Source organism: Leisingera sp. ANG1, assembly GCF_000203975.2.
GTDB lineage: Bacteria > Pseudomonadota > Alphaproteobacteria > Rhodobacterales > Rhodobacteraceae > Leisingera.
In genome coordinates this window covers 17,110-41,555 of sequence record NZ_AFCF02000010.1, presented here as the reverse complement: position 1 = coordinate 41,555, position 24,446 = coordinate 17,110, and the positions used below count along the sequence as shown (strand labels likewise).

23 protein-coding genes are annotated in these 24,446 nt (G+C 62.1%); 11 read left to right on the top strand and 12 right to left on the bottom strand.

Going from position 1 to position 24,446, the window contains the following annotated elements; translation table 11 throughout:
* Positions 1-457: 457 nt before the first annotated feature.
* Positions 458-823 carry a hypothetical protein gene (locus tag GC1_RS18945; protein WP_052257645.1) on the top strand — a complete coding sequence of 122 codons (366 nt, stop codon included), beginning with the start codon at positions 458-460 and terminating at the stop codon, positions 821-823.
* Positions 824-878: 55 nt separating this feature from the next.
* Here the strand turns inward: GC1_RS18945 and GC1_RS18940 are convergent, their stop codons facing one another.
* The 3 genes from GC1_RS18940 to GC1_RS18930 all read right to left on the bottom strand — a co-directional run bounded on the left by GC1_RS18940 (position 879) and on the right by GC1_RS18930 (position 2,588).
* Positions 879-1,229 (bottom strand): RidA family protein, encoded by a 351-nt coding sequence (locus GC1_RS18940; RefSeq protein WP_019296715.1) that lies wholly within the window; start codon positions 1,227-1,229, stop codon positions 879-881.
* 46 nt (positions 1,230-1,275) lie between these two features.
* Positions 1,276-1,620 carry a hypothetical protein gene (locus tag GC1_RS18935; RefSeq protein WP_019296716.1) on the bottom strand — a complete coding sequence of 115 codons (345 nt, stop codon included), beginning with the start codon at positions 1,618-1,620 and terminating at the stop codon, positions 1,276-1,278.
* A gap of 95 nt (positions 1,621-1,715) precedes the next feature.
* Entirely contained in the window at positions 1,716-2,588 is an 873-nt protein-coding gene (locus GC1_RS18930; RefSeq protein WP_019296717.1) for a MurR/RpiR family transcriptional regulator, read from the bottom strand.
* Positions 2,589-2,741: 153 nt separating this feature from the next.
* On the opposite strand from GC1_RS18930, the gene GC1_RS18925 reads away from it, so the two are divergent.
* The 7 genes from GC1_RS18925 (at position 2,742) to GC1_RS18895 (ending at position 10,857) form a co-directional block, all read left to right on the top strand.
* Positions 2,742-3,527, top strand: a complete 786-nt coding sequence (locus tag GC1_RS18925) for an N-formylglutamate amidohydrolase (protein ID WP_019296718.1) — start codon at positions 2,742-2,744, stop codon at positions 3,525-3,527.
* Positions 3,520-4,116, top strand: a complete 597-nt coding sequence (locus GC1_RS18920) for a TRAP transporter small permease subunit (RefSeq protein WP_019296719.1) — start codon at positions 3,520-3,522, stop codon at positions 4,114-4,116. The genes GC1_RS18925 and GC1_RS18920 overlap by 8 nt, the downstream gene beginning before the upstream one ends.
* Positions 4,116-5,618 carry a TRAP transporter large permease gene (locus GC1_RS18915; RefSeq protein ID WP_019296720.1) on the top strand — a complete coding sequence of 501 codons (1,503 nt, stop codon included), beginning with the start codon at positions 4,116-4,118 and terminating at the stop codon, positions 5,616-5,618. Before GC1_RS18920 ends, GC1_RS18915 begins: the two co-directional genes overlap by 1 nt.
* 51 nt (positions 5,619-5,669) lie before the next feature.
* Positions 5,670-6,704 carry a TRAP transporter substrate-binding protein gene (locus tag GC1_RS18910; protein WP_019296721.1) on the top strand — a complete coding sequence of 345 codons (1,035 nt, stop codon included), beginning with the start codon at positions 5,670-5,672 and terminating at the stop codon, positions 6,702-6,704.
* A 116-nt stretch (positions 6,705-6,820) separates the two neighbouring features.
* Positions 6,821-8,173 (top strand): glutamine synthetase family protein, encoded by a 1,353-nt coding sequence (locus tag GC1_RS18905; protein ID WP_019296722.1) that lies wholly within the window; start codon positions 6,821-6,823, stop codon positions 8,171-8,173.
* 91 nt (positions 8,174-8,264) lie between these two features.
* The gene (locus GC1_RS18900; RefSeq protein ID WP_019296723.1) at positions 8,265-9,647 is read left to right on the top strand and encodes an aldehyde dehydrogenase family protein; all 1,383 of its coding nucleotides are present in this window, start codon (positions 8,265-8,267) and stop codon (positions 9,645-9,647) included.
* A 64-nt stretch (positions 9,648-9,711) separates the two neighbouring features.
* Positions 9,712-10,857 (top strand): iron-containing alcohol dehydrogenase, encoded by a 1,146-nt coding sequence (locus GC1_RS18895; protein WP_019296724.1) that lies wholly within the window; start codon positions 9,712-9,714, stop codon positions 10,855-10,857.
* A 69-nt stretch (positions 10,858-10,926) separates the two neighbouring features.
* Here the strand turns inward: GC1_RS18895 and GC1_RS18890 are convergent, their stop codons facing one another.
* Both GC1_RS18890 and GC1_RS18885 read right to left on the bottom strand, forming a co-directional pair.
* A complete protein-coding gene (locus GC1_RS18890) occupies positions 10,927-11,142 on the bottom strand; it encodes a hypothetical protein (protein WP_019296725.1) in 216 nt (71 codons plus the stop codon).
* A 147-nt stretch (positions 11,143-11,289) separates the two neighbouring features.
* Entirely contained in the window at positions 11,290-12,294 is a 1,005-nt protein-coding gene (locus GC1_RS18885) for a LacI family DNA-binding transcriptional regulator (protein WP_019296726.1), read from the bottom strand.
* 144 nt (positions 12,295-12,438) lie between these two features.
* Here GC1_RS18885 and gap point away from each other — a divergent pair, with 144 nt between their 5' ends.
* Both gap and GC1_RS18875 read left to right on the top strand, forming a co-directional pair.
* Positions 12,439-13,467, top strand: a complete 1,029-nt coding sequence (gap, locus tag GC1_RS18880) for a type I glyceraldehyde-3-phosphate dehydrogenase (protein ID WP_019296727.1) — start codon at positions 12,439-12,441, stop codon at positions 13,465-13,467.
* A 235-nt stretch (positions 13,468-13,702) separates the two neighbouring features.
* Complete coding sequence (locus GC1_RS18875) at positions 13,703-14,773, top strand: Mrp/NBP35 family ATP-binding protein (RefSeq protein ID WP_019296728.1); 1,071 nt, start codon at positions 13,703-13,705, stop codon at positions 14,771-14,773.
* 206 nt (positions 14,774-14,979) lie between these two features.
* Here the strand turns inward: GC1_RS18875 and GC1_RS18870 are convergent, their stop codons facing one another.
* From GC1_RS18870 to phnC, 5 genes are all read right to left on the bottom strand, one after another.
* Positions 14,980-15,594, bottom strand: a complete 615-nt coding sequence (locus GC1_RS18870) for a chloramphenicol acetyltransferase (protein ID WP_019296729.1) — start codon at positions 15,592-15,594, stop codon at positions 14,980-14,982.
* A gap of 31 nt (positions 15,595-15,625) precedes the next feature.
* Positions 15,626-16,999 carry a phosphonate ABC transporter, permease protein PhnE gene (gene phnE / locus GC1_RS18865; protein ID WP_019296730.1) on the bottom strand — a complete coding sequence of 458 codons (1,374 nt, stop codon included), beginning with the start codon at positions 16,997-16,999 and terminating at the stop codon, positions 15,626-15,628.
* The gene (gene phnE, locus GC1_RS18860) at positions 16,996-17,865 is read right to left on the bottom strand and encodes a phosphonate ABC transporter, permease protein PhnE (protein WP_019296731.1); all 870 of its coding nucleotides are present in this window, start codon (positions 17,863-17,865) and stop codon (positions 16,996-16,998) included. The genes phnE (GC1_RS18865) and phnE (GC1_RS18860) overlap by 4 nt, the downstream gene beginning before the upstream one ends.
* 115 nt (positions 17,866-17,980) lie before the next feature.
* A complete protein-coding gene (gene phnD / locus GC1_RS18855) occupies positions 17,981-18,883 on the bottom strand; it encodes a phosphonate ABC transporter substrate-binding protein (RefSeq protein ID WP_019296732.1) in 903 nt (300 codons plus the stop codon).
* Between the two features lie 64 nt (positions 18,884-18,947).
* Complete coding sequence (gene phnC, locus GC1_RS18850) at positions 18,948-19,766, bottom strand: phosphonate ABC transporter ATP-binding protein (RefSeq protein WP_039136719.1); 819 nt, start codon at positions 19,764-19,766, stop codon at positions 18,948-18,950.
* Between the two features lie 215 nt (positions 19,767-19,981).
* On the opposite strand from phnC, the gene rpe reads away from it, so the two are divergent.
* Positions 19,982-20,671, top strand: coding sequence for a ribulose-phosphate 3-epimerase (gene rpe, locus GC1_RS18845; protein WP_029204886.1), 690 nt, complete (start codon positions 19,982-19,984; stop codon positions 20,669-20,671).
* Between the two features lie 183 nt (positions 20,672-20,854).
* Here the strand turns inward: rpe and GC1_RS18840 are convergent, their stop codons facing one another.
* Positions 20,855-22,945, bottom strand: coding sequence for a 3-hydroxyacyl-CoA dehydrogenase NAD-binding domain-containing protein (locus tag GC1_RS18840; RefSeq protein ID WP_019297007.1), 2,091 nt, complete (start codon positions 22,943-22,945; stop codon positions 20,855-20,857).
* Between the two features lie 230 nt (positions 22,946-23,175).
* On the bottom strand, positions 23,176-24,408 hold the full coding sequence (locus GC1_RS18835; protein WP_029204887.1) for a Tm-1-like ATP-binding domain-containing protein: 1,233 nt from the start codon (positions 24,406-24,408) through the stop codon (positions 23,176-23,178).
* Between the last annotated feature and the right edge of the window lie 38 nt (positions 24,409-24,446).

Here is a 24,446-nt window from a genome sequence, read left to right as displayed (position 1 = left end):
ATCCACAAAACCAAAACCAGGAATCGAAAGTTCAGAGCCGAAGCCCCTCTTCCGCACTGCTTCACTTCGGCCAGTCCAGCCCGGAAGCCCCAACCGGAAGCGCTCCGCTGCCCTTTCCGCAGCCGCAGCCGGAGTTTCGCAGTTGCCAAGACGGCCTAGACGCCACGAGCGGCCCCATTGCTCATTAAAACCAGGCCAGCGCAGATCTGGCGGATACAGCAGGTGGCAAGCTCCGGTCGCAGGTAAAGACACCGCGAGCCGGCCTGTATCCAGCGAAGCTGGCAATACCGATCGCCTTGGCTTCGGACTGTAACTTAAGGACCGAGAGAACGGGACCAAAGATGTCCTCGCTTGCGGAACTACCGTGGGGCGCACCGACATCATGCGGCATTTCGACAAGGCGGAAGTGGGCGCTGAAGGCGGGCTGATGCAGCTGGGCACGCTGTAAGGCAATCAGGTGGCGGCGGTTGCGAGCCTGAAAACCATGGAAGTTTTGCGCGGCGAAGGTACCTATGACCAGCTGAACCGCATCGGCCAAAGGCTGATGCAGATGACCGTTGCAGCATTGGAAGAAGCCGGGGTCCCGTTCCAGATCGCAGGTGAACCAGCAGTGTACGAGGTCGTTTTCACAGATTCCAAAGTATGCGATTACCGGGACACCCAGGCCGGAAAAGCCGAACGCACCAAGCGCCAAAACGAGGTGCTGCGCCAGGAAGGCATCTTCAAATCGCCGGGCAAGACCTACCCCAGCCTGGCGCTGACAGACGAGGATCTGGAACAGACCGAAGCGGCCATTAGGAAGGCTGCCGCGGCTCTGGACTAAATATCAGGAAAAGGCGGGCTGCCTGCCCGCCTTTCCCATACCAGCCAAGGCTAACTTAGGCTTTGGCCGCGGTTACGATCAGTTCCACCAGGAAATCCTCGCGGGCCAGCTTCGCTTCGCCGCAGGCGCGCGCCGGGGCATGGCCCTCTGCCACCCAGGCATCCCAGACCGCGTTCATCTCAGCAAAATCCCTCATGTCAGACAGCCAGATAACCGTCTGAAGGATTCTGGTCTTGTCACTGCCCGCCTCCGCCAGCAGCGCGTCGATCTTGTCCAGGCAATCCTGGGTCTGCTGCGCCACACTGGCGCCTGCGGTGCCGACCTGCCCTGCAAGATAGATGGTATCGCCATGGGTCACGATCTGGCTCATGCGCTGGGTGGTGTGGCTGCGGGTAATTTCAGACATCTCTTTTTCCTCGGAATAACTGCTGCTGGGGGGGGGCACTGCGGCCTTACTGGGACAGCAGCCACTTGCCTTCGGAAAGGCAGAATTTCCGGCGGGCCTGCTTTGGCGTCTGATCGTCTTTGACAAAGGCCTGGTGCTGCAAAAGAACGCAGTCGCCTTCCTTGCCCGCCACCTGAACCTCGCCGTGCGCGCCGCTGTCCGGGTTGCTCCACTTGGCCCGTTTACCGCCCTGTGCCTCAGCCAGCAGGGATTGCTCCGCCTGCCGCATGATGTTGGTGTCCTGCGGTGTCAGCCCGGACTTGGCCAGGATACGGCTGAGCGGATTGGCAGCTGCGGGCGAGGCAATCACTGCTGCCACCGCGGCAGCTGTCAGAATTCCGGAAAAACGCATGTGAATACTCCTGCCTGAATGAAACCGGCTATACCATCAGTAAGGCGCAACCGGCGAGCAATGTCCATGCGGCGGATCAGAAGAACCTGGCCGGATCAGGAGAACTTGCGGAACAGCCGGGTCATATCGAACAGCTCATCCAGCCGGTCATAGCGGTCCTTGGTCTTGTCCCAGCTCTCCTCCTGGGTGGCGGCGATCATCGCCTCCAGCAGCATCATGGTGGAGATGTTGGAGTCCCAGGCCGAGGGGATTTCGACCCAGCAGTTGAAGGTGTGCTCGGCTACCGACGCAATCGGGCTGGCCCATTGATCGGTGATCAGCACGATCTTCACCCCGCGCTCCGAGGCCAGCTCGGCCAGTCTTTGCAGGTTGGTCTCATACCGGCGCACGTCGAACATCAGGAGCGTATCGCCCTCAACCATGTCCAGAACGTAATGCGGCCAGGTGGCGGATGAGGACGTCATATGGGTGACCCGCTGCCGGATCGCCTGGAAGTGGGTGAAGGCATAATCCGCCAGCGCCCGTGTGATGCGCCCGCCCACCACATAAAGCCGCCCCTCGGTGTTGGCTAGCTGATGCACCGCGGCGTCGAAATGGGCCGAGTCGATATTGGAAAAAGTCTGCTGCAGGTTGTCCGTCACCGCCTGTGCAAATCTGTTCAGCAGGTGGCCTTCGGGCGCTTCAGACGCCCAGTTGTCGCGCCGCTTGGTGGGTCCGGAAACCTTGGCCTCCAGCTCCTTCAGCAGGGCCTGATGAAACTGCGGATACCCTTTGAACCCCAGTTTCTGCACCATCCTGGCCACCGTCGGCGTGGACACTTCAGCATTCCCGGCGACGATGGTGATCGAGGCCAGCCCGGCCGCAGGATAGTTTTCCAGCAGCAAGTTCGCGAACTTTCGTTCGGATTGAGTGAGCGAGGAATAGTTTTCGCGGATCAACTCGCGAACGGTGGCAGGAGGTTTCGACAACGGCGCAATCCTGTTTTTGAACAGACACTTTCTACCCCGGAACCGGCCTGAAAAGAAAGTTTCAGGAATCTCTGTCCGGAACCGATCATGAAAAGATATTGACACAAATATCTCTTCATGGAAACATTTTTCCAATTCGCAGGGAGGCGGCGCATGCACGAGAGTGATTCTCACACTCAGAAGGACGCGGTGGAGGTGGTGAACCGTAACGGCACCAGCCCGGTCCTGCTTCTGTGCGAGCATGCCTCCAGCAATATCCCCGCCCGTTATGACGGGCTGGGCCTGCGCGAGGCCGACCGGCTGAGCCATGCCGCATGGGACCCAGGCGCGCGGGCCGTGGCCCTGCATATGTCCAAAGTGCTGGATGCCCCGATGGTTGCCAGCACCGTGTCGCGGCTGGTCTACGACTGCAACCGCCCGCCAGAGGCCTCCAGCGCAATGCCGGGGAAATCCGAACTGGTGGAAATTCCCGGCAACAAGGGACTGACCGCAGAACAGCGCCTGGAACGGGTTGAAACGGTTTATGACCCCTTCTGCGCTGCCGTTTCTGAGGTGATCAAGGCCCGCAAAGAATCCGGGCTGCAGACTGTTCTGGTCACGATGCACAGCTTTACGCCAGTCTATTTCGGCAAGCAGCGCGCGGTGGAGATCGGCATCCTGCACGATGACGACAGCCGCCTGGCAGACGCGATGCTGGCAGAGGCCCCTGCCCTGCCGCACCGCCGGGTTGAACGAAACGAGCCCTATGGCCCGGCTGACGGCGTCACCCATTCATTGAAAATCCACGGGCTGGCGCATGGGCTGGCCAATGTAATGATCGAGATCCGCAATGATCTGGTGGCGTCACCAGAAGAAGAAGAGGCCATGGCAGAAGAAATGCTGACATTGCTGCGCCCAGCCCTGGCCGCGCTGACGGCAGAGGGAGGGCCAGATGCCTAGAATTATCCGGGCTTACGTCCGCGGCATCGACGCGATGAACCGCGCCATTGGCCGCTTTGCCATGTATCTGATCTTTGCTCTGATCGGGGTGCTTCTGTGGTCCTCGGTCTCCAAGACGTTTTTCAACCCGTCGCTCTGGACGCTGGAGACCGCGCAGTTCGTGATGGTCGCCTATTACGTTCTGGGCGGCCCCTACTCCATGCAACTCGGGTCAAATGTGCGGATGGACCTGTTCTACGGGGCATGGTCCACGAAGACCAAGGCGATGGTCGATGCTTTCACCGTGCTTTTCCTGATCGCCTATCTGGTGATCCTGATGTACGGCGCTCTCAGCTCAACCGCCTATTCCCTTGGCTATTTCGGGCTGGAACCGCTGCAGTTCTTCTGGGATCTGCTGAAGACGCTTGTGACCGAAGGTCCCACCGCTGCCGGCGAACAGCTCGGCTATCTGGAGCGCAGCTCCACCGCCTGGCGGCCGTTCCTGTGGCCCGTCAAAACCATCCTTTGCTTTGGCGTCTTCCTGATGCTGCTGCAATGCCTTGCCGAACTGTTCCGGGATATCGGGCGCCTGCGCGGAGTTGAAATCTGATGTCCTACGAATGGATCGCCATCGTGATGTTTGCCGGCATGATGCTCATGCTGATGACCGGCCAGAGGGTGTTCGGCGCCATCGGCTTTGTCGGCGCGGTCGCGGGCATGCTTCTGTGGGGCACCGGCGGGGTGGAGATCCCGTTTTCTGCCGCCATGAAGCTGATGAAATGGTATCCGCTTCTGACCCTGCCGATGTTCATCTTCATGGGCTACGTGCTGTCGGAGTCGAAGATCGCCGACGACCTCTACCGGATGTTCCACGTATGGATGGGGCCGGTTAAGGGCGGCTTGGCGATTGGCACCATCGGCCTGATGGTTCTGATTTCGGCGATGAACGGCCTGTCGGTTGCCGGCATGGCCATCGGCGCCACCATTGCGCTGCCGGAGCTTCTGCGCCGTGGTTATGACAAGATCCTAGTTACCGGCACCATTCAGGCGGGCTCCTCGCTCGGCATTCTGGTGCCCCCTTCGGTGGTGCTGGTGCTCTATGCGATGATCGCGCGCCAGCCCGTGGGGCAGCTGTGGCTGGCTGGTGTGATCCCGGGCTTGCTGATGGCCACCATGTTCATCATCTACATCTACGTCCGCGCCCGGATGCAGCCGAACCTCGGCCCGGCAATGCACCCTGAAGATCTGGCTGAGTACGAACAAGTCACCGACCATCCGCTGCGCCTGAACTACATCGTGCTGGGTGCGCTGGTGCTGGTTCCGCTCTTGATCCTGTCCGGTGCTATGGAAACCAAGTCCGCGCTTGGCGTGGCACTGGCGCTCGGCCTCCTCTCCTTCCTGACCCGCAAGAACGCGATGTTCTACAAGGACGTTTTCATGAAGGAGAAGTACCGCCTGCTGTTCTCCGGCGTGCTGCCGCTGGCGATCTTTGCCGCGATGATGGTGCCCTTTGTGAACGGCTGGACCTCTCTGGTGGAAAGCTCTGCCATCGGCGCCATGACCGCCTTCATCGCGGCGGTGCTGAAGGGGCGGATGACCAAAGAGGTGTTCGAAAACTCAGTGCGCTCGACGCTTGGCATCTCCTGCATGTTCATGTGGATCATCCTCGCAGCCCTGGCCTTTGGCGCCATTTTTGACGGCCTAGGTGCAGTCAAGGCAATCGAGGACCTGTTCACCACCAAACTGGGTCTCAGCCCCTGGATGATCCTGATCCTGATGCAGCTGAGCTTTATCGTGATGGGCACCTTCCTGGATGACACCGCGATGCTGGTGATCGTGGCGCCGCTCTATGTGCCGCTGGTGGGGGCGCTTGGCTTCGACCTGATCTGGTACGGGGTGCTTTACACCATCACCACCCAGATCGCCTATATGACGCCGCCGTTTGGCTACAACCTGTTCCTGATGCGCGCCATGGCGCCGCCGGAGATCGGACTGAAGGACATCTATGTCTCGATCATCCCCTTTGCCGCAGTGATGGTGCTGGCGCTCGCCCTGATCATGATCTTCCCGCAAATCGCCCTGTGGCTGCCGGAATATGTCTACGGAAAATAACCAAGGAGAGTCCTGCCAAGGGGCCGGATGTTTCAACAAGGAGTGAGAATTATGACAACAAGACGTAAGTTTCTTCAGTCCGCCGGCGTTGGCGCCATGGCGGCACCGCTGGCCACCCCGGCGCTGGCCCAGTCCACCATCAAGTGGCGGATGCAGACCTATGCAGGTGCTGCGCTGGCCGAGCATGTGGTGAAACCCGCCATCGATATGTTCAACAAGATCGCCGGCGACCGGATGCAGATCGAGCTATACTATGCCGACCAGCTGGTTCCCACGGGCGAGCTGTTCCGCGCCATGCAGCGCGGCACCATCGACGCGGTGCAGTCGGATGACGACTCGATGGCTTCGCCCACCGAAGTCACCGTGTTCGGCGGCTACTTCCCCTTTGCCTCCCGCTACTCGCTGGACGTTCCGGTGCTGTTCAACCAGTACGGCCTGAACGAGATCTGGGACGAGGAATACTCCAAGGTCGGCGTCAAGCACATCTCGGCCGGCGCCTGGGATCCATGCCACTTTGCCACCAAGGACCCGATCAACTCGCTGGCGGACCTGAAGGGCAAGCGCGTCTTCACCTTCCCGACCGCGGGCCGCTTCCTGGCCCAGTTCGGCGTGGTGCCGGTCACCCTGCCCTGGGAGGACATCGAAGTTGCGGTGCAGACCGGCGAGCTGGACGGCATCGCCTGGTCCGGCATAACCGAGGACTACACCGTCGGCTGGGCTGATGTGACCGACTACTTCCTGACCAACAACATCTCCGGCGCCTGGGCGGGGTCGTTCTTTGCCAACCAGGGCCGCTGGAACGAGCTTCCGGAAGATCTGCAGACCCTGTTCCGCGTCTGCTGCGACCAGTCGCATTATTACCGCCAGTGGTGGTACTGGGGCGGCGAAGCATCCTTGCGCGTGAACGGTGACAAGATGAAGCTGACCACCATTCCGGACAACGAGTGGCAGCAAGTGGAAGACGCGGCCGTGAAATTCTGGGATGAAATCGCGGCCGAGTCCGAAACCAAGGCGAAGGTTGTGGAGATCTTCAAGAAGTATAACGCTGACATGCAGAAGGCCGGCCGTCCCTACCGTTACGGCTGAGGCCAGCGCTGAAACATGGAATTTGGCCTGCGTCTAAGCGGGCCAAATTCCTTACTCAAGGAATTTGCCAAAACTTTTGAAGAAAAGTTTTGCGCGCAACAGACAAAGGGCCGCTCATGCTCTCCTTCGACACTCTTAAGGATCAGGTTGCCGATGGCACCGTAGACACTGTTCTAGTCTGCCTTGTGGACATGCAGGGCCGCCTGATGGGCAAGCGCTTCCATGCCAAGCATTTCGTGAACGGCGCCTGGGAGGAAACCCATTGCTGCAACTACCTGCTGGCGACCGACCTGGCGATGGCGACGCCGGACGGCTATGCCTCGACCAGCTGGGAACGCGGTTACGGCGATTATGTGATGAAGCCCGACCTCGCCACCCTGCGCCCGGTGCCGTGGCTGGAGGGCACCGTGATGGTGCTGTGCGACGTGCTGGACCACCACACCCACGAGGAAGTCTCCCACTCCCCCCGGGCGATCCTGAAGAAGCAGGTGAACCGGCTGAAGGCGATGGGCTACGACGCCATGTGCGCCACCGAGCTGGAGTTTTTCCTGTTCGCCAGGAGCTTTGACGAGATCCGCCGCTCGGGTTTCCGCGACCTCGAGCCGATCTCCGGCTACAACGAGGATTACAACATCCTGCAGACAACCCGCGAGGAGCATGTGATGCGCCCGATCCGCAACCACTTGTGGGATGCGGGGCTGCCGATCGAGAACTCCAAGGGAGAGGCCGAGACCGGCCAGGAAGAGCTGAACATCAAATACACGGCGGCGATGGACACGGCAGAGTTCCACACCATTGCCAAACACGCGATCAAGGAAATCGCCGAGCAACAGGGTCACGCGGTGACCTTCCTTCCGAAGTGGAGTCACGACAAGGTCGGCTCCTCCTCCCATGTGCATCAGTCGCTGTGGCAGGACGGCAGCCCTGCGTTCTTTGACGAGAGCGACGAGCTAGGCATGTCCGCGCTGATGAAGAACTATATGGCGGGCCTGCTGAAATACGCGCCCGACTACACCGCCTTCATGGCGCCCTATATCAACAGCTACAAGCGCTTCATGAAGGGCACCTTTGCGCCAACCCGGATCATCTGGTCTGTGGACAACCGCACCGCGGGCTACCGGCTGTGCGGCGACGGGACCAAGGCAATCCGCGTCGAATGCCGCATTCCGGGCTCCGACATGAACCCCTATCTGGCGATGGCAGGCATGCTGGCGGCCGGCATTGCCGGCATCGAAGAAGGGCTGGAGCTGCAAGCCCCCACTCGGGGCGATGTTTACCAGGGCGATACCGGCATGATCCCGGGCACCCTGCGCGATGCGGCGGCGGCTCTTAAAGGCTCAGCAATGCTGCGCAAGGCCCTTGGCGATGATGTGGTCGACCACTACGTCCGCGCGGCGGAAGTGGAGATCGAGGATTTTGACCGGGTGGTTACCGATTACGAGATTGCGCGCGGGTTCGAGCGGGCATGATCCGGACGCGCCGGGGGCCAGCCCCCGGACCCCCGGAGTATTTTCGGAAAGATGAAGAGGGCTTTGCCCTTTCTGAATGGAGTGAATGGCAATGGGCCAGGTATTGAAATGCATCTCACCGGTTGACGGATCGGTCTTTGCGGAACGCGAAGTGCTGTCGCGCGAGGACGCGTTTGCAGCGGCGGAACGGGCACGGGCAGCGCAGACAGCCTGGGCGGAACGGCCCTTGCAGGAGCGCATTGAACTGGTGATGGCGGGCGTGGCCGCCGTCGGTGCGATGAACGATGAAATCGTGCCGGAACTGGCGCATATGATGGGCCGGCCGGTGCGTTACGGCGGCGAGTTTGGCGGCTTCAACGAGCGCGCCAGCCACATGGCGAAGATCGCCGAAGAGTCGCTGGCGGATATTGAGGTCGGCGAGGACGCAACCTTCAAACGCTACATCAAGCGCATCCCCCATGGCGTGGTCTTTGTGGTGGCGCCCTGGAACTACCCGTACATGACCGCGATCAACACCGTGGCGCCTTCGCTGATTGCCGGCAATACCGTGGTGCTGAAGCACGCGACCCAGACCCTGCTGGTTGGCGAGCGCATGGCGCAGGCCTTCCATTCCGCAGGGGTCCCCGAAGACGTGTTCCAGAATGTCTTCTTGGATCACGGCACCACCTCGGAGCTGATTGCCGCCAAGGCCTTCAACTTCGTGAACTTTACCGGATCGGTTGGCGGCGGCCAGGCGATGGAGCGCGCGGCAGCCGGCACCTTCACTGGCGTTGGCACCGAGCTGGGCGGCAAGGACCCGGGCTATGTCATGGAAGACGCCGATCTGGACGCCGCGGTGGACACGCTGATTGACGGCGCCATGTTCAACTCCGGCCAATGCTGCTGCGGCATCGAGCGGATCTATGTGCACGAAAGCCTGTTTGACGCCTTCCTGGAGAAAGCGATTGCCATCGTGAAGGGCTACAAGCTGGGCAACCCGCTTGATGCGGAGACCACCATCGGCCCGATGGCCAATGTGCGTTTTGCCAGCGAGGTGCGCGGCCAGATCGCCGAGGCGGTTGAGGAGGGCGCGGTGGCCCATATCGGGACCTTTTCCGAGGATGACGGCGGCGCCTATCTGACGCCGCAAATCCTGACCAACGTGTCTCACGACATGCGGGTGATGCGGGAGGAAAGCTTTGGCCCGGTTGTCGGCATCATGAAGGTCTCCTCGGATGAGGAAGCCATCCGGCTGATGAATGACAGCGACTTCGGCCTCACCGCCTCGCTCTGGACCAGAGATGTGGAGCGGGCGCAAGCCGTGGGGGACCGGATCGAGACCGGCACTGTCTTCATGAACCGCGCCGACTACCTGGATCCGGGCCTGTGCTGGACCGGCTGCAAGGACACCGGCCGCGGCGGCGGGCTCTCGGTAATCGGCTATCACAATCTGACCCGTCCGAAATCCTATCACCTGAAAAAGGTCACCGGCTGACGGACGGCCCCGCCCGCCCCGTTTCTCCTCCCGGGGCGGGCCACTTGCATCAAAGGAACACATCATGTCTCTCGTTGGAAACTGGTCCTACCCGACCGCAATCAAGTTCGGCGCAGGCCGGATCAAGGAACTGGCGGATGCCTGTGCCGCCGCCGGCATCACGCGCCCGCTGCTGGTCACCGACAAAGGCCTGGCCGATCTGCCGGTCACCCAAGGCACACTCGACATTCTGGAGGCCGCAGGCCTGGGCCGCGCCATGTTCTCCGAGGTCGATCCGAACCCGAATGAGAAGAACCTGGACGCCGGCGTTGCCGCCTACAATGCGGGAGGCCATGACGGGGTGATCGCCTTTGGCGGCGGCTCCGGCCTGGACTTGGGTAAGATGGTCGCCTTCATGGCAGGGCAGACCCGTCCGGTTTGGGATTTTGAGGATATCGGCGACTGGTGGACCCGCGCCGACGCCGATGCCATTGCGCCGATCATCGCAGTGCCGACCACCGCTGGCACGGGTTCCGAAGTGGGCCGCGCCTCGGTGATCACCGACAGCGTCACCCACCAGAAGAAGATCATCTTCCACCCCAAGGTGCTGCCCGCGGTGGTGATCTGCGATCCAGAGCTGACCGTCGGCATGCCCAAGTTCATCACTGCAGGCACCGGGCTGGATGCATTTGCTCATTGCGTCGAGGCGTTCAGCAGCCCCCATTATCACCCGATGTCCCAAGGCATTGCGCTGGAGGGCATGCGCCTGGTCAAGGACTACCTCCCGCGCGCCTATGCCGACGGCACCGACATCGAGGCCCGCGCGCAGATGATGTCGGCGGCTGCAATGGGCGCCACCGCCTTCCAGAAGGGCCTCGGCGCGATCCACGCGATGAGCCACCCGATCGGCGCGCATTTCAACACCCACCACGGCACCACCAACGCGGTCTGCATGCCCGCGGTGCTGGAGTTCAATGCCGCTGCGATTGCGGACCGGTTCAAAATGGCGGCGGCTTACTTGGGCATTGATGGCGGCTTCGACGGGTTCCGCAGCTTCGTGCAGGAGCTGAACGACTCCTTGGGCATCCCGCGCGGTCTCTCAGACCTGGGCGTAACCGAAGCGGCCATCCCCGAGCTGGTCAAGGGGGCCATCATTGACCCCTCTTGCGGCGGCAACCCGATTGAGCTGACCGAGGAAAATCTTACCCAGCTTTTCAAGGCTGCGATGTGAACTTAAGCCATATCACAGGCTACGGCGCTCTCCGTCCCGCGGGGAGCGCTTTTTCTTTTGGCAGAGGCTTCACCCGCTGACATAAACCTTGTCCTTCGGGTAATAGAATATCTTTTGGTTATGCAGTTGCCCCAGCAGGGCATGAACCCGGCGCAGGGTTTCCGCATCTGCGCTGCCCGCTGCGGGATGCGCTTCAGATAATGCATCCCGCGTGTGGCGCAACGAGGTTTCAATCAGGTCCATATCTTCGACCGAAAGCTCGAACATGTCGTTGTACTTAGGCATCTGCACTCCTTTAGCGGGCTGACCCGTGCTGCACTGGAACCATGTTCTCAGGTTGCCTCGGGGCGGCCGGTAAAGCTAGAAAAATCGCCGGGCGGCCCGGCAGGCCCGCACCCTTCCGAAGGAAATGCTTATGATTCCGGCGGTTGACTACAGCGTCTCACCCAGGCTGATTGCCGGTGCCAGGCGATTGAATACCAGCCCGTCTGTCCCGCCCGGCTCCCGCGATTTCAGAATGATCTGCGCCGCGCGTTCACCGATTTCATGGCGGCAGGCATCCGTCGTCGCCAGTTGCAGCGGCAAGCCCTGCAGGATTTGAAGATTATTGAAACCGGCCAAGGCGATATCACCGGGCACCGACAGGCCCGCGGCCAGGCAATGCATCAGCCCGCCAACGCTCATCACATCGCTGGAATAGTAAATGCACTCTAAATCCGGTCTGCGCGCCAGCATTTGCGCCGTCAGCTGGCGGCCGGTTTGGATTGCGCTTTCACCGGAGTAATGCTCAGTATCGCCGAGCGTCACACCCTGCGCCGCCAGCCCGTCCGTGAAGCCATCAAAGCGTTTCCTGGCACGAAAATCCTGCGGCATCTTGGTGCCGATGAAACCGATCTTGCGGTAGCCGCGGGCAAGGATCTGCTCTGCCATATCGCGGCCTGCCTGCAAATGCGAAATGCCGACGCAGTGGCGCACAGGGTCGCCGTCAACATCCATCACCTCCACCACCGGGCAGTCGGCCTGCTGCAGCATCCGGCGTGTTGCCTCGGTGTGCTCCAGCCCGGCGACAATCAGACCGGAAGGGCGCCAGCTGAGCATCTCGCGGGTGACGCTTTCCTCTTCTTCAAGGTCGTAGCCGGAGACGCCAACGACGGGCTTCAGCGGACTGTCCTTCAAGACGGCAGAAATACCAGAGAGCACCTCCGGGAAAACAAAACTGTTCAGCGACGGCACCACCACCGCCACCAGATTGACCGACTGCGAGGACAGGGAACCGGCAATCCGGTTCGGAACATAACCGTGGGTCCGGGCAATTTCCTCGATCTTCGCCTTGGTCTTGGCTGATACATCCGGTGCCCCGCGCAAGGCACGGGACGCGGTCATCTCACTGACACCGGCCAGCTTGGCCACGTCTTTCAGAAGCAGTTTCTTGGTCATCCCCCCATGCTCCTGCAGTTTGCTGGCCACCGCAAGGGCTGCTCTGCCGACGAGGGGCTTGATTTTCGCATTCGTTATCGCTATCGGTATCGCAACCGTTATCGCTACCGGATTGAACTCCGGTACACCAGCCGGAGATCAGAGATGACACTGAAAATTGCAATCAACGGATTCGGGCGGATTGGCCGCGGGGTACTGCGGGCGCTGCTGGAACGCGATGCCAGGGATATCGAGGTCGTGGCCATCAACGACCTGTCGCCGCCGGAAACGCTGGTGCATTTGCTGAAATACGACAGCGTGCACGGACGCCTGAAGACACCTGTGTTTCTGGCGGACGATCTGATCCGCGTCGGCCCTCATAGCATCCGCCTAAGCGCCTTCCGCAACCCGGAGGACCTTCCCTGGGAGGATGTGGACATCGCCTATGAGTGTACCGGCCTGTTCACCGCTCGTGACGATGCCGCCCGGCATCTGAAAAACGGCTCCAAGCGGGTTTTGATCTCCGCCCCCGGAAAGAATGCCGACCGGACTGTAGTCTTTGGTGTGAACCACATGGACCTGACGGCAGAGGATTTGATCGTTTCCAACGCCTCCTGCACCACCAACTGCCTGGCGCCGCTGGCCAAGGTGCTCGACGAGGCCTTTGGCATCAAGACCGGATATATGACCACGATCCACGCCTATACCGGCGACCAGCCGACCCATGACACCAGCCACAAAGACCTCTACCGCGCGCGTGCCGCCGCGTTATCAATGATCCCCACCTCCACCGGAGCGGCCCGGGCAATTTCGGAGGTGCTGCCGCATCTGAATGGCCGCCTGGAAGGCTCTGCCATCCGGGTGCCCACTGCCAACGTTTCCGTTGTGGATCTGAGCTTTGTGCCGGAGCGCCCAGCCACAGTTGAAGCAGTCAATGCCGCAGTCAAAGCGGCTGCCACGAATGGGCTGGAGGGCATCCTTTCCTACGAGGATGACCCGCTTGTCTCCGTCGACTTCAACCACGACCCGCATTCCAGCTGCTTTGCCGCAGCGCAAACCGCTGTCACAGCGGAGGGGCTGGTGCGGGTGGTCAGCTGGTATGACAACGAATGGGGATTCTCTAACCGCATGGTGGACACCGGCCGCCGCATCGGCGCGGTGATGAACGCCGCCGAGGTGGCCTTAGCCAGCTGACGGGATCCTCCCGCCCGTCCTCGGCCCGATGGGCCTCCTCCCGTTGGGCCCAGCGCCGCGCTGACGCGCGGCGCTGCGGCGTTTGCCGACAAGTGTCCGGTCTTGAACAAGGCCAGCCCACAAAAAAGCTGACTCCAGGATGCGCTAAATCAAACTCCTGCCCGGGTATGGCTGGCAAGACCAGCCGAATTGCGCCAGAACAGGCGCAAGACATGACCAGCTACAGGAGACCGGCGTGACCGTCACCCGTGAAACCGTCCTTGAGGCGCTCAAGACCATCACCGACCCCGTTAGCGGCAGCGACATCGTCAGCGCAGGCATTGCCCGTGCCGTCACTGTCGAAGCCAGCACCGTCCGCTTTGTGCTGGAAATCGATCCCGGCAAGGCTGACGCCTACGGTCCGGTGCGCGATAAGGCTGATGCGGCAGTGGCGGCGCTGCCGGGGGTTGAGAAGGTCTCTGCGATGCTCACCGCCCATTCGGAAAAGGCACCGCCGGACCTGAAACCGAAGAAAGCAGCCCAGCCGCAGCAGCAGGCGCCGCAGAAGGTGCCCGGCGTGGCCCGGGTCCTCGCCGTGGCCTCGGGCAAGGGCGGCGTTGGCAAGTCCACCGTTTCCGCCAATCTCGCCTGCGCGCTGGCAATGCAAGGGCGCAAAGTGGGCCTGCTGGATGCCGACGTCTATGGCCCCTCGCAGCCCAAAATGCTGGGGGTCAGCGGCCGCCCCGCCAGCCCCGACGGCAAGACCATCCTGCCGCTGCGCAACCATGGGGTCACAATGATGTCGATGGGACTGATGACCGGCGAGGACCAGGCGGTGATCTGGCGCGGGCCGATGCTGATGGGCGCGCTGCAGCAGATGCTCCTGCAGGTGCAATGGGGCGAGTTGGACGTGCTGATCGTCGACCTGCCGCCGGGAACCGGCGATGTGCAGATGACGCTGGCGCAGAAGACCCATGTGGACGGTGCCATCGTGGTCTCCACCCCTCAGGATGTGGCGCTGATCGACGCGCGCAAGGGCATCGACATGTTCCGCAAAATGAACGTGCCTGTACTGGGCATGATCGAGAACATGTCCATCCACATCTGCTCCAACTGCGGGCATGAAGAACATGTCTTCGGTCACGGCGGCGTCGCACTTGAGGCGCAAAAGCTGAACGTGCCGCTGCTGGGCGAGGTACCGCTGCATCTGGACGTGCGGCTGGCTGGTGACAACGGCACGCCCATCGTGGCAGCCAAGCCCGGCAGCCCCCAGGCCAAGGTGTTCCTCGACATCGCCACCCAACTGGTCGACGCAGGCGCCGCCTGACCCCTGACAGCCCCGGGCCATGGATCGCAAGGCGGCGGCGCGCTGCGCCGTTTACCCTTGAGGCGGGGCTGGCAGACCAAAAATAGAAAAAGCGCTTCAGGGCAAACCTGCCCCTGAAGCGCGTCGCCGCGCAGCGGCGCCACGCCCAACTGTGACGCACGTTCTGGGAATGTGCTGGAACAGGCGGTAGCTGCCCGCCTGCGGAATCAGGAATACTTCTCCAGGAACTCTTCGGCCCTCAAGCTACGGAAGTCCGGCAGCGCGGTCCGCAAGGCCTCGTGGTCCCAGTCCCACCACGCCAGGTCCAGCATCTGCCCGGCAACCGCCTCAGGGTACCGCCGGCGGATCACTTTGGCGGTATTCCCGCCAACAATGGTGTAGGGTGCCACGTCCTTGGTCACAATCGCGCCTGAGGCCACGACAGCGCCATGCCCGATGGTCACCTCAGGCTTGATCATTGCCCCATGGCCGATCCAGGTGTCATGGCCGATGCAGGCAGTTCGCCCGGCGCGGCGGTCAAACCACTCCGCGTCATCCTCCGCATCATCCCAGTAGCTTGCCGACCGGTAGAGGAAGTGGTGCAGAGACGCTTTCTCCATCGGATGGTCGGAGGCGCCGATCCGCACAAAGCTGGCAATATTGGCAAACCTGCCGATCTCTGCGTTGGCAATGTCACAGATCCGGTCGCAATAGCTGTAGTCGCCGACCACTGCGTTCGCCACCCGGCAGCCGGCGCCGATTTCGACATAGGCACCGAAACGGCTGCCAGTGATCGTGCAATCAGGGTGGATGAACGGTTCTTCGGCCTTCAACCGGGGCATTGTCAGTCCTCCTCAGCAAGCCGGGGCAAGGTCAGGGCAGCAGGAACGCCCCGCCCTCTTCCGGCTTCCGCGGCTTGCGCTTGGCCTTGCCGCCCTCGCCCTTGATCAGGCGGCGCCGCAGCCAGCCGGAGAACCAGTCCATCAGCATCACCATCAGGATGATCAAGGTAATGTAATAGGCCACTTCCTCCCAGTCCTTCTGGGTGATGATCGCCTGGGTCAGCAACAGGCCGATGCCGCCGCCGGTGATAGCGCCGATGATGGTGGCTGACCGTGTGTTCGACTCGAGAAAATAAAGGAGCTGGCTCAGCAGAACCGGCGTGATCTGCGGGATCACCCCGAAGCGGTAGCGCTGCACCGGCTTGGCTCCGGTTGAAGCCACGCCCTCGATCTGCTTCTGGTCAACGTTCTCCAGCGCCTCGGAGAAGATCTTACCGAAGGTGCCAGTGTCCGTCACCAGAATCGCCAGCGCGCCGGTCAGCGGCCCGGGGCCAAAGGCCCGCGCCAGCACCACTGTCCAGATCAGCGAGTCGACGCCGCGCACGAAATCGAACACGCGGCGCATGGCAAAGCGGACGCTGCGCAAGGGCATGAAATTCCGGGTCGCCAGAAAGGCCAGAGGAAGCGCGATGATGCCTGCACCGATGCTGCCGAGGAAGGCCATCAGCAGGGTCTCAGCAATGGCCCAGGCCACATCCTGGTGGCGCCACATCTTATTGGTCCAGAACTCCTGGAAGATTGCGCCAGCCTCGCCAGTGGCAGCCCGCTGCACCAGCTCCCCTGCGCCCATGCCGTAGTACGGGCTGTCGAGGGTAAAGAAGAACAGCTCCCACCCCGCGAAATAGCGGAAAACTTCCGCCCGGTTGCGGGTCACGGTCAGGCGGCCCGCCTCCGTGGTGACGGCCAGGCGGTTCTTCGAAACACTGATCCACTCCGGCACATCACCGGCAGGCAGTTCCGCTTGCACGCCCGCGCTGCGGCTCGGCGTGGCGCGCACTGTGCCATAGCCGGGGATTTCATATGCGATGGTCTCCGGGCCGAAGGTGACCTTATGCCCAGCCTCCAGATCAATCACAGTGGTCTCGCCCAGGGCCACCCAGTCCGGTGACATGCCGTCGGGATAGGCGCCCTTGCGCTCGCCCTCGATGGCCACCGACACCTCACCGCTGCGGTTGTCTCGGGTGACATGGGTCTTGTAGCTGTAGCTGTCGCTGACCAGGGTCGTGGCGTTGTCCAGGCTGGCACGCTCCCACAGCCCCGGCATGTCGAAGATCACAAAGACATAGGCAAGATAGGCCAGCACCGCGGCGGGCAGGGCAAAATTCATCAACCGCTTCTTCAGGAACAGCCGCGAGATGTCTGACTTCAGGTCAGCCGAAGTAAGGGTGGTGTCAAAAGTGGTCATGCCTTCGCTCCATGGGTCAGGCGGTCACGCAAGAGGCCGGACAGCTGGTCAACGGCCACTATGGTGACAAACAGAAGAAGGAAGATCGCGGCTGCCTCGTCATAGCGCCCCTGCCCCCAGGACATGGCGTTTTTCAGCTCGTAGCCGATACCGCCCGCACCGACAAAGCCGAGGATGGCAGAGGCCCGGATGTTGATCTCAAAGCGCAAGAGCGCGTAGCTCACATAATTCGGGCCAACCTGCGGGATCACCCCCAGCGTCATCCGCTGGGCCCAGGTGGCGCCGACAGAGGTGAGGCCTTCAACCGGTTTCAGCGAGGCGTTTTCATTCACCTCGGAAAACAGTTTGCCCAGCGCGCCGGCGGTGTGGATGGCAATCGCGATCATCGCAGGCACTGGCCCGCCGCCGAGCACAAATATCAGCACCAGCGCAATGACGATTTCCGGAATCGCCCGGCAGACATCGCTGATGCGGCGGAACAGCGGGATAAGCGCGGGCCAAGGCGCCATGCCGCGGGTCGCCAGCAGCGACAGCAGTGTGCCGAACACGGCCCCCACCAGGGTCGAAGCGGCGGCGATGTTCAATGTCTCCACCAGCGCCGGAAAGAAATGCACCACATGGCCCGGCAGTTGCGCCGCCTTTTCGGCGGCCTCCGCGAGAACTTCGGCAGGATAGTCGAAAATGCGGGTGAACCCGTCAGCAAAGGAGCCTGCGTTACGGGCATCCGCTGTGCGGAATCCAGACACCATTAGCGCCACAAAAACCGCCAGAAGAATACCGCCATAGAGCCGCTTGCGCTGGGTATGGGCGGTGTAGTGCTGCCGGATGTCCTCGATGCCCGGCCGGGCGGCTGTCAAATCTGCCATTTGGGGATCCTGATCTTCTAGGGATGGGTGTTACTGGGTCCATCCAGGAAATTGCGGGGCTCCAAGACCGGCCCGGAACCCCGCAGAGCACAACTAAATAAGTGCTGGGCTGAAATTACTGGGACTTCAGCTTGCGGGCCTCGATGATCACTTCGTAAGCGTCATGGGTGATCGGCATCAGACCTTTGGATTCGCCGCCCAGCACGTTATACATGCAGTCCGGGTCGATAGAGTTCATCGAGGCCAGCAATCCGGTCATTTTGACCTTCACATCTTCGGGCAGTTCGGTGCGCAGAACAAACGGGCCCTCCGGGATCGGCGCCGATTTCCAGATTTCCACCATGTCGTTCATATCGACCAGGCCGGCATCCACGGCGCGGCGCAGCGCGCCCGAATTGTAGCCGTCTTCCCATTCGCCCAGGCCGTCTGCCCAGCTGACGCCGCCATCCACGTCGCCGTTTGCTACGGCCACAATGGTCTGCTCGTGACCGCCGGTGAATTTCACTTCACCAAAATAATCGCCGGAGTCCATGGTCGCGCCAGTCACCTGCGGAATTTCGATCGACGGGATCAGGTAGCCGGAGGTGGAGTTCGGGTCGCCAAAGCCGAAAGTCTTGCCTTTCAGGTCTTCCAGGGATGCAACACCGCTGTCTTTGCGGGCAAAGCCAATGGAGTAATAGCCATAGCTGCCATCGGTGTTCACCTTGACCAGCACCGGCTCAACCGCTTCGGGGTCGGACAGGTAGGTCTTGGCATAACCGGACGCGCCCAGCCAGGCCATGTCGATGGTGCCGCCCAGCAGACCCTGGATCACGCCGTTATAGTCGGCAGGCGCAAACAGCTTGGTTTCAACGCCCAGCAATTCCTCGGTCTGTTCACGCAGGCATTCCTGCTTGCTCAGACGGTCCTGAGCGTTCTCGCCGCCCAGGATGCCGATGCGGAATTCCTTGATCTCTTCTGCCGCAACAGGGGCAGTCAGCGCGGTGGTTGCCAGAACGGCAGCAATCAGTTTCTTCATCTCATGTCTCTCCGGTTGGGTCCCAGCAGAGCAGCCCGCCGGGTCGATGAATTCAGGTTCGGGGTTATTCGGCGGGAATGGCGGTGCGCATCGCGTCCGTCTTTTCCAGCGTTTCGATCTCGGTTGAGGTGGCGGCCTCGGAAAATTCCTCTCCGGCGCCGTAAATCTCGCGGGCCACCCCGGTGGTCAGCTGCTCCGGAAGCCCGTCAAAGACGATGCGCCCGTCGCGCATCCCGACCACCCGGTCGCAATAGCGGCGCGCAGTGTCCAGCGTGTGCAGGTTGGCAATAACGGTGCGCCCGTCTTCCTCGTGGATACGGCGCAGCGCCTCCATCACGGTCTGGGCGTTCATCGGGTCCAGCGAGGCAATCGGCTCATCCGCCAGAATGATTTTCGGGTCCTGCATCAGCGCCCGGGCAATCGCCACCCGCTGCTGCTGGCCGCCCGACAGCGCCTCTGCCCGCTTGGCGGCATGTTCAGCAATTCCGAGCCGGTCGAGGATGTCGATCGCCGTGTGAATATCTGCCATCGGATAGAGGTTGAACAGCGTCGCCATCGCATTGCGGCGGTTCAATGTGCCGTGCAAAACGTTGGAAACAACGTCCATCCGCGGCACTAGGTTGAACTGCTGGAAAATCATCGCGCACTCGGACTGCCAGGCGCGCTTGCCCTTGCCCTTCAGTCCGGTAATTTCACGCCCCTCGAACAGGATGCGGCCGCCGCTGGCGTCTTCCAGCCGGTTCAGCATCCGCAGCAGAGTGGATTTACCTGCGCCGGAGCGGCCGATGATGCCGATCATGCAGGGCTTGTCGATGTCCAGCGTAGCGGTATCCACCGCGATCTTACCGCCGAACCGTTTGGTCAGTTTATCAATGCGCAGCACCGGGGCGCTCCCTTCTCGTTCGGGGATTGCCTACCGGCCCTGCTCAAAGCTCATGTGTCACTGCCGTGAAAGTTTTGTAACGCGACCCGGCGCAACCGGCAGGCGCAGCGCCCAAGGAAACGGACCCGATGCTTAATCTGCCCCTGTGCACAGCGGGCCGGACGGTCTATACGGCCTTCGACTCCTCATTTCCCTTTGCAAAAGGAAGCTGCCAGATGTCCTTTGACCGCAAGATCAAGATCGCACCCTCCATCCTGTCTGCCGATTTCGCCAATTTCGGGCAGGAGATCCAGGCGATCGAAGCCCAAGGCGCCGACTGGGTGCATGTGGATGTGATGGATGGGCATTTCGTGCCGAACCTTACTTTCGGCCCACAGGCGGTGAAAGCGTTCCGCCCGCATGTGAAAACCGTGATGGACGTGCACCTGATGATCGCGCCGGTCGATCCCTATATCGACGCCTATGCCGATGCCGGTGCCGATGTGCTGACCGCCCATATTGAGGCAGGCCCGCACATCCACCGCACCCTGCAGGCAATCCGCGGCGCGGGCATGAAGGCAGGTGTCGCACTGAACCCCGGCACCCCGGCAGAGGCCGTTGAGCACCTTCTGGACCTGACTGATCTGGTCTGCGTGATGACCGTGAACCCTGGCTTTGGCGGCCAGAAGTTCCTGGACATGACCGCCAAGATCCGCCGCCTGCGGTCGATGATCGGCGACCGCCCGGTGCATATCGAGATCGATGGCGGTGTCGATCCCACCACCGCGCCGCTGGTGGCCGAAGCCGGCGCCGATGTGCTGGTCGCAGGCTCCGCGGTCTTCAAGGGCGGGTCTGTGAACAATCCGGAAGTATACGGCGAGAACATCCGCAAGATCCGTTCCGCCACCGAGGGCACCTGGGCCTGAGGCACAGGGAACTCCCGCCAATCGCCAGGCGCATCAAAGATGCACCGCTCTTGTTGGGCCAGTCGCCGCGCGTTACGCGCGGCGCTTTTCTCGTAATACGGTCCGCGTTTGCGCGCCCAGCCCGGCAACGCCGGGCCGCGCCCCGATGGCCCTCGACGGGCCGGAGGGGCGCCGCCCGCTTGCCTAGGCGCCTTTGTTCAGATCGCCGAAGGTTCTGCCCTCAGCCACCAAACGCTCCAGCAGCGGCGCCGGCTGCCAGAAGAAACTGTCCTCTTCCGCATAGACCTTGATATCGGCCAGGATGCCGTCCAGTCCCTGCAGATCGGCCCATTTCAGCGGACCGCCCCAGAACCGCGGGAACCCGTAGCCGAACAGCATCACCATATCCACGTCCAGCGGACGCCGGGCGATTCCCTCGCCCACCACCTTGGCGGCTTCGTTCACCATGGCGCACATGTAGCGGCGCAGTACCTCGGCATCACTAAACTCCCGCGGGGTGACACCCTGCTGCTCCTGGTCCCGGGCAATCAGCTCCGCCACCTCCGGGTTCGGGACGCCGCCGCGCTTGCCTGCCTCGTAGACATAAAAGCCCTTGCCGGTCTTCTGGCCGAAGTCACCGCCCTCGCAGAGCATCTCGTAGAACCGCGGCACCCTCTCACGCGGATTCCGCGTCGGCGCGCGGCGCTTGCGGGCCGCCCAGTTGATGTCCAACCCCGCCAAATCGCCCATCGCAAACGGTCCCATCGGGAAACCGAAAGTGGTCACCACCTTATCCACCTGATAGGGCGAAGCCCCATCCAGCACCACATATTCCGCCGCCTTGCGGTAGGCGTTCATGATCCGGTTGCCGATGAAGCCGTCGCAGATGCCGGAACGGACCGCCACCTTCTTCAGCCGCTTTCCGAGAGCAAAGCCGGTGGCCAGAACCTCCGGCGCGGTTTTCTGAGCGACCACAACTTCCAAAAGCTTCATCACGTGGGCGGGGGAGAAGAAATGCAGCCCGATCACATCCTGCGGGCGGGAAGTTGCAACGGCGATCTCATCCACATCCAGATAGGAGGTATTGGTCGCCAGCACCGCCCCCTGCTTGCAATGCGCATCCAGCTTGCCGAAAACCTCGCGCTTGACGCCCATGTCCTCGAACACGGCCTCGACCACCAGATCCACCTGCCCCAGCGCGGCATAGTCCGTGGACACGGTCAGCGCCCCGGCGGTCAGCTGATCATATTGCATCTGGGTGATCTTGCCCCGCTTCAGGGCCCCCTGCAGATTGCCTTCGATCCGGCCGCGCGCGGCGGCGACCCCCTTATCCGTCATCTCTATCAGCGCCACCGGCAACCCGGCCAGCAGCGCGGCTGTGGCGATGCCCGCCCCCATGGTGCCGCCGCCGATTACCCCCATGGCGGAAACGTCCCGCGGTTCAACGCCGTCCAGCTCCGGCAGCTTGCTGACCGCACGTTCCGAGAAGAAGGCATGGATCAGCCCCTGCCGCTGATCTGATTCCATCAGCTCTGTGAACAGCGCACGCTCGCGTTTGAGGCCCGCCTCAAAGCTCTCTGCTTCCACCGCTGCCTGAACCGCCCGCACCGCCGTCGCCGGAGAAAGCTGGCCGCGGCCCTTCTTCAGCGTCGCATCATAGACGGCATCGAATTCCACAGCTTCCGGCGCAGGCATTTCGCCTACAGCCCGGCGCGGCACACCTGCATCCAGCAGTTCCTGCGCATAAGCCAGGCCGATTTCATGGGGTTCGCCGTCTGCAATACGGTCGATGATGCCCTTGTCCAGCGCCTCCGCCGCGCCAAAGTGGCGGCCCGAGGTGATCATCTCCAGCGCAGCCTCCGTTCCGGCCAGCCGCGGCAGCCGCTGGGTTCCGCCCGCACCGGGCAGAATGCCCAGGTTGACCTCGGGCAGCCCCATCTTTGCCGTAGGCACTGCAATCCGGTAGTGCGAGGACAAGGCCACCTCCAGCCCGCCGCCCAGCGCCGTGCCGTGCATGGCAGAGACCACGATCAGCGGTGAGGCTTCGATCCGGCTGCACAGACCCGGCAGGTAGGGGTCCTGCGGCGGCTTGCCGAATTCGCGAATATCGGCACCCGCAAAATAGGTCTTACCCTCGCCGTAAATCAGCACTGCCTTGGCACCCTCTTCTTCGGCACGCTCAATCCCGGCCAGCAGCCCTTTGCGCACATCAATGCCCAGCGCGTTCACAGGCGGGTTCTGCGCCTTCAGAACGGCAATATCGCCGACGCGCTCATATGCAATGGCTTCACTCATCCGGTCTTCCTCTCTCTTCCGCGGCGGCAGTGCCTGCCCCCCGCTCCCAACAGATTAGGCACGGCAGCCGGACCGGCGCCAAGCCCCAATGACAGCAGAAGCCCCGCAAACCCCGCATCACGGTGCTCGCAGCCTCCGGCGGCCTGTTTTGCTGGAATTTACGTAACAGAAAATGAGGAAAATGGAACCTTTTTGAAACACCTTTTCCGGCAACGCTGCCGCAAAGCGTATCAGCCGATTTTCACCACCCCGCTGGCGATCCAGCCATCGAGGATTTCCAAGGTCTTGGCGCAGAAGTCAGCGTCATTGATGTGGCAATCCAGCTCATGCAGCTCCGCATTCTCCGGGCAGCGCTCTCGCATTTCCTCGCAAAAGGCCGCCAGCCCTTCCGCATCATGCAGCGGCGCGCCGGGCCGGTCCCATTCGTTGCACCCGCCTGAGGGCAGCAGCACCGCCACCGGCGCCTGCGCGGTGGAGAGCTTGCCGCAGATCGCCTGCGCCACCTGGCGGCGCTCCCCCGCTTCCAGCATGGCGGAGGTCAAGAGCCGGTTGTGGGCGTGCGTCTCCCGGCCTTGCAACTGTACCGGAGTGTCCTGCCACCCAACAAAATCCACCAGGTCATAGCAGCCCGGCGCCACCAGCTGCGGCGTCGCGGATTTACCTGCGTTGGTCATCCGGTCCGCCCCCGCTGACAGCCCGCCAAACAGGTGGTTCGACACTTCCTGCGGGGCAAAATCCATCACCGCCGCAAAGGCGCCCTCCGCTGCCAAGCTCTCGAAAGCCCGCCCGCCCATGCCGGTGGCATGGAAAACCGCGACCTCAAAGCCGCGGTCCTCCAAGGCCGGTTTCAGCGACGCCATGTAGCGCAGCACCGTTTTGCCGAAAGAGGTCATGCCGATCAGCGGCCGGTCGCGTTTGGGCGGCTCCACCGCCCGAGCCGCCCCCAGCACCGCACCGGCGGCCTGGCTGAGCGATGCCTTGCAGATCGAATTCAATCCATAGAGCCCGCCAGCCCAAAGGATCATCTGCACATCCGCCGGAATCCGCTCCGGCGGCATCAGCGGCGAAAATGCGACGGTGGAGACGATATACTTCGGCACTCCAACCGGCAATGCCGCGCACATGTCCAGCGCCAGGTCGGTGCCCATAGTGCCGCCCAGCACGATCACCCCGTCAATGCGACCTGCCCGGTATAGCTCCAGCGACTTGGCCGCGGACCCTGTCCCCATGATCTGCATGGCTGTGTTTTCGTCCCCCGAAGCAATCGCCGCCTCAATCGAACTGCCACCAGCCTCAGCCACCTCGTGCTTGCTGATATCCGCGGGCTGGCTGGGATCCCCCAGCACGCTCACATCCATCGTCAGCACCTTGCCGCCCTGACCACGGATCACCTCCGCCAGGTAGCCCAGTTCATCGTCCTTGGTGTCATAGGTTCCGGCAACCAGAATGGTCTTGTCTGCCACAGGCTTTGTCTCCCGTTTAATCAGCGCCTGGACGGCGG

What these genes read in the sequence shown, in the direction of transcription:
- GC1_RS18940 (WP_019296715.1), bottom strand. Translation starts at nt 1,229, where the DNA reads ATGTCTGAAATTACCCGCAGCCACACCACCCAGCGCATGAGCCAGATC.
- GC1_RS18935 (WP_019296716.1), bottom strand. Translation starts at nt 1,620, where the DNA reads ATGCGTTTTTCCGGAATTCTGACAGCTGCCGCGGTGGCAGCAGTGATT.
- GC1_RS18925 (WP_019296718.1), top strand. Translation starts at nt 2,742, where the DNA reads ATGCACGAGAGTGATTCTCACACTCAGAAGGACGCGGTGGAGGTGGTG.
- GC1_RS18920 (WP_019296719.1), top strand. Translation starts at nt 3,520, where the DNA reads ATGCCTAGAATTATCCGGGCTTACGTCCGCGGCATCGACGCGATGAAC.
- GC1_RS18915 (WP_019296720.1), top strand. Translation starts at nt 4,116, where the DNA reads ATGTCCTACGAATGGATCGCCATCGTGATGTTTGCCGGCATGATGCTC.
- GC1_RS18910 (WP_019296721.1), top strand. Translation starts at nt 5,670, where the DNA reads ATGACAACAAGACGTAAGTTTCTTCAGTCCGCCGGCGTTGGCGCCATG.
- GC1_RS18905 (WP_019296722.1), top strand. Translation starts at nt 6,821, where the DNA reads ATGCTCTCCTTCGACACTCTTAAGGATCAGGTTGCCGATGGCACCGTA.
- GC1_RS18900 (WP_019296723.1), top strand. Translation starts at nt 8,265, where the DNA reads ATGGGCCAGGTATTGAAATGCATCTCACCGGTTGACGGATCGGTCTTT.
- GC1_RS18895 (WP_019296724.1), top strand. Translation starts at nt 9,712, where the DNA reads ATGTCTCTCGTTGGAAACTGGTCCTACCCGACCGCAATCAAGTTCGGC.
- GC1_RS18890 (WP_019296725.1), bottom strand. Translation starts at nt 11,142, where the DNA reads ATGCCTAAGTACAACGACATGTTCGAGCTTTCGGTCGAAGATATGGAC.
- GC1_RS18885 (WP_019296726.1), bottom strand. Translation starts at nt 12,294, where the DNA reads ATGACCAAGAAACTGCTTCTGAAAGACGTGGCCAAGCTGGCCGGTGTC.
- gap (WP_019296727.1), top strand. Translation starts at nt 12,439, where the DNA reads ATGACACTGAAAATTGCAATCAACGGATTCGGGCGGATTGGCCGCGGG.
- GC1_RS18870 (WP_019296729.1), bottom strand. Translation starts at nt 15,594, where the DNA reads ATGCCCCGGTTGAAGGCCGAAGAACCGTTCATCCACCCTGATTGCACG.
- phnE (WP_019296730.1), bottom strand. Translation starts at nt 16,999, where the DNA reads ATGACCACTTTTGACACCACCCTTACTTCGGCTGACCTGAAGTCAGAC.
- phnE (WP_019296731.1), bottom strand. Translation starts at nt 17,865, where the DNA reads ATGGCAGATTTGACAGCCGCCCGGCCGGGCATCGAGGACATCCGGCAG.
- phnD (WP_019296732.1), bottom strand. Translation starts at nt 18,883, where the DNA reads ATGAAGAAACTGATTGCTGCCGTTCTGGCAACCACCGCGCTGACTGCC.
- rpe (WP_029204886.1), top strand. Translation starts at nt 19,982, where the DNA reads ATGTCCTTTGACCGCAAGATCAAGATCGCACCCTCCATCCTGTCTGCC.
- GC1_RS18840 (WP_019297007.1), bottom strand. Translation starts at nt 22,945, where the DNA reads ATGAGTGAAGCCATTGCATATGAGCGCGTCGGCGATATTGCCGTTCTG.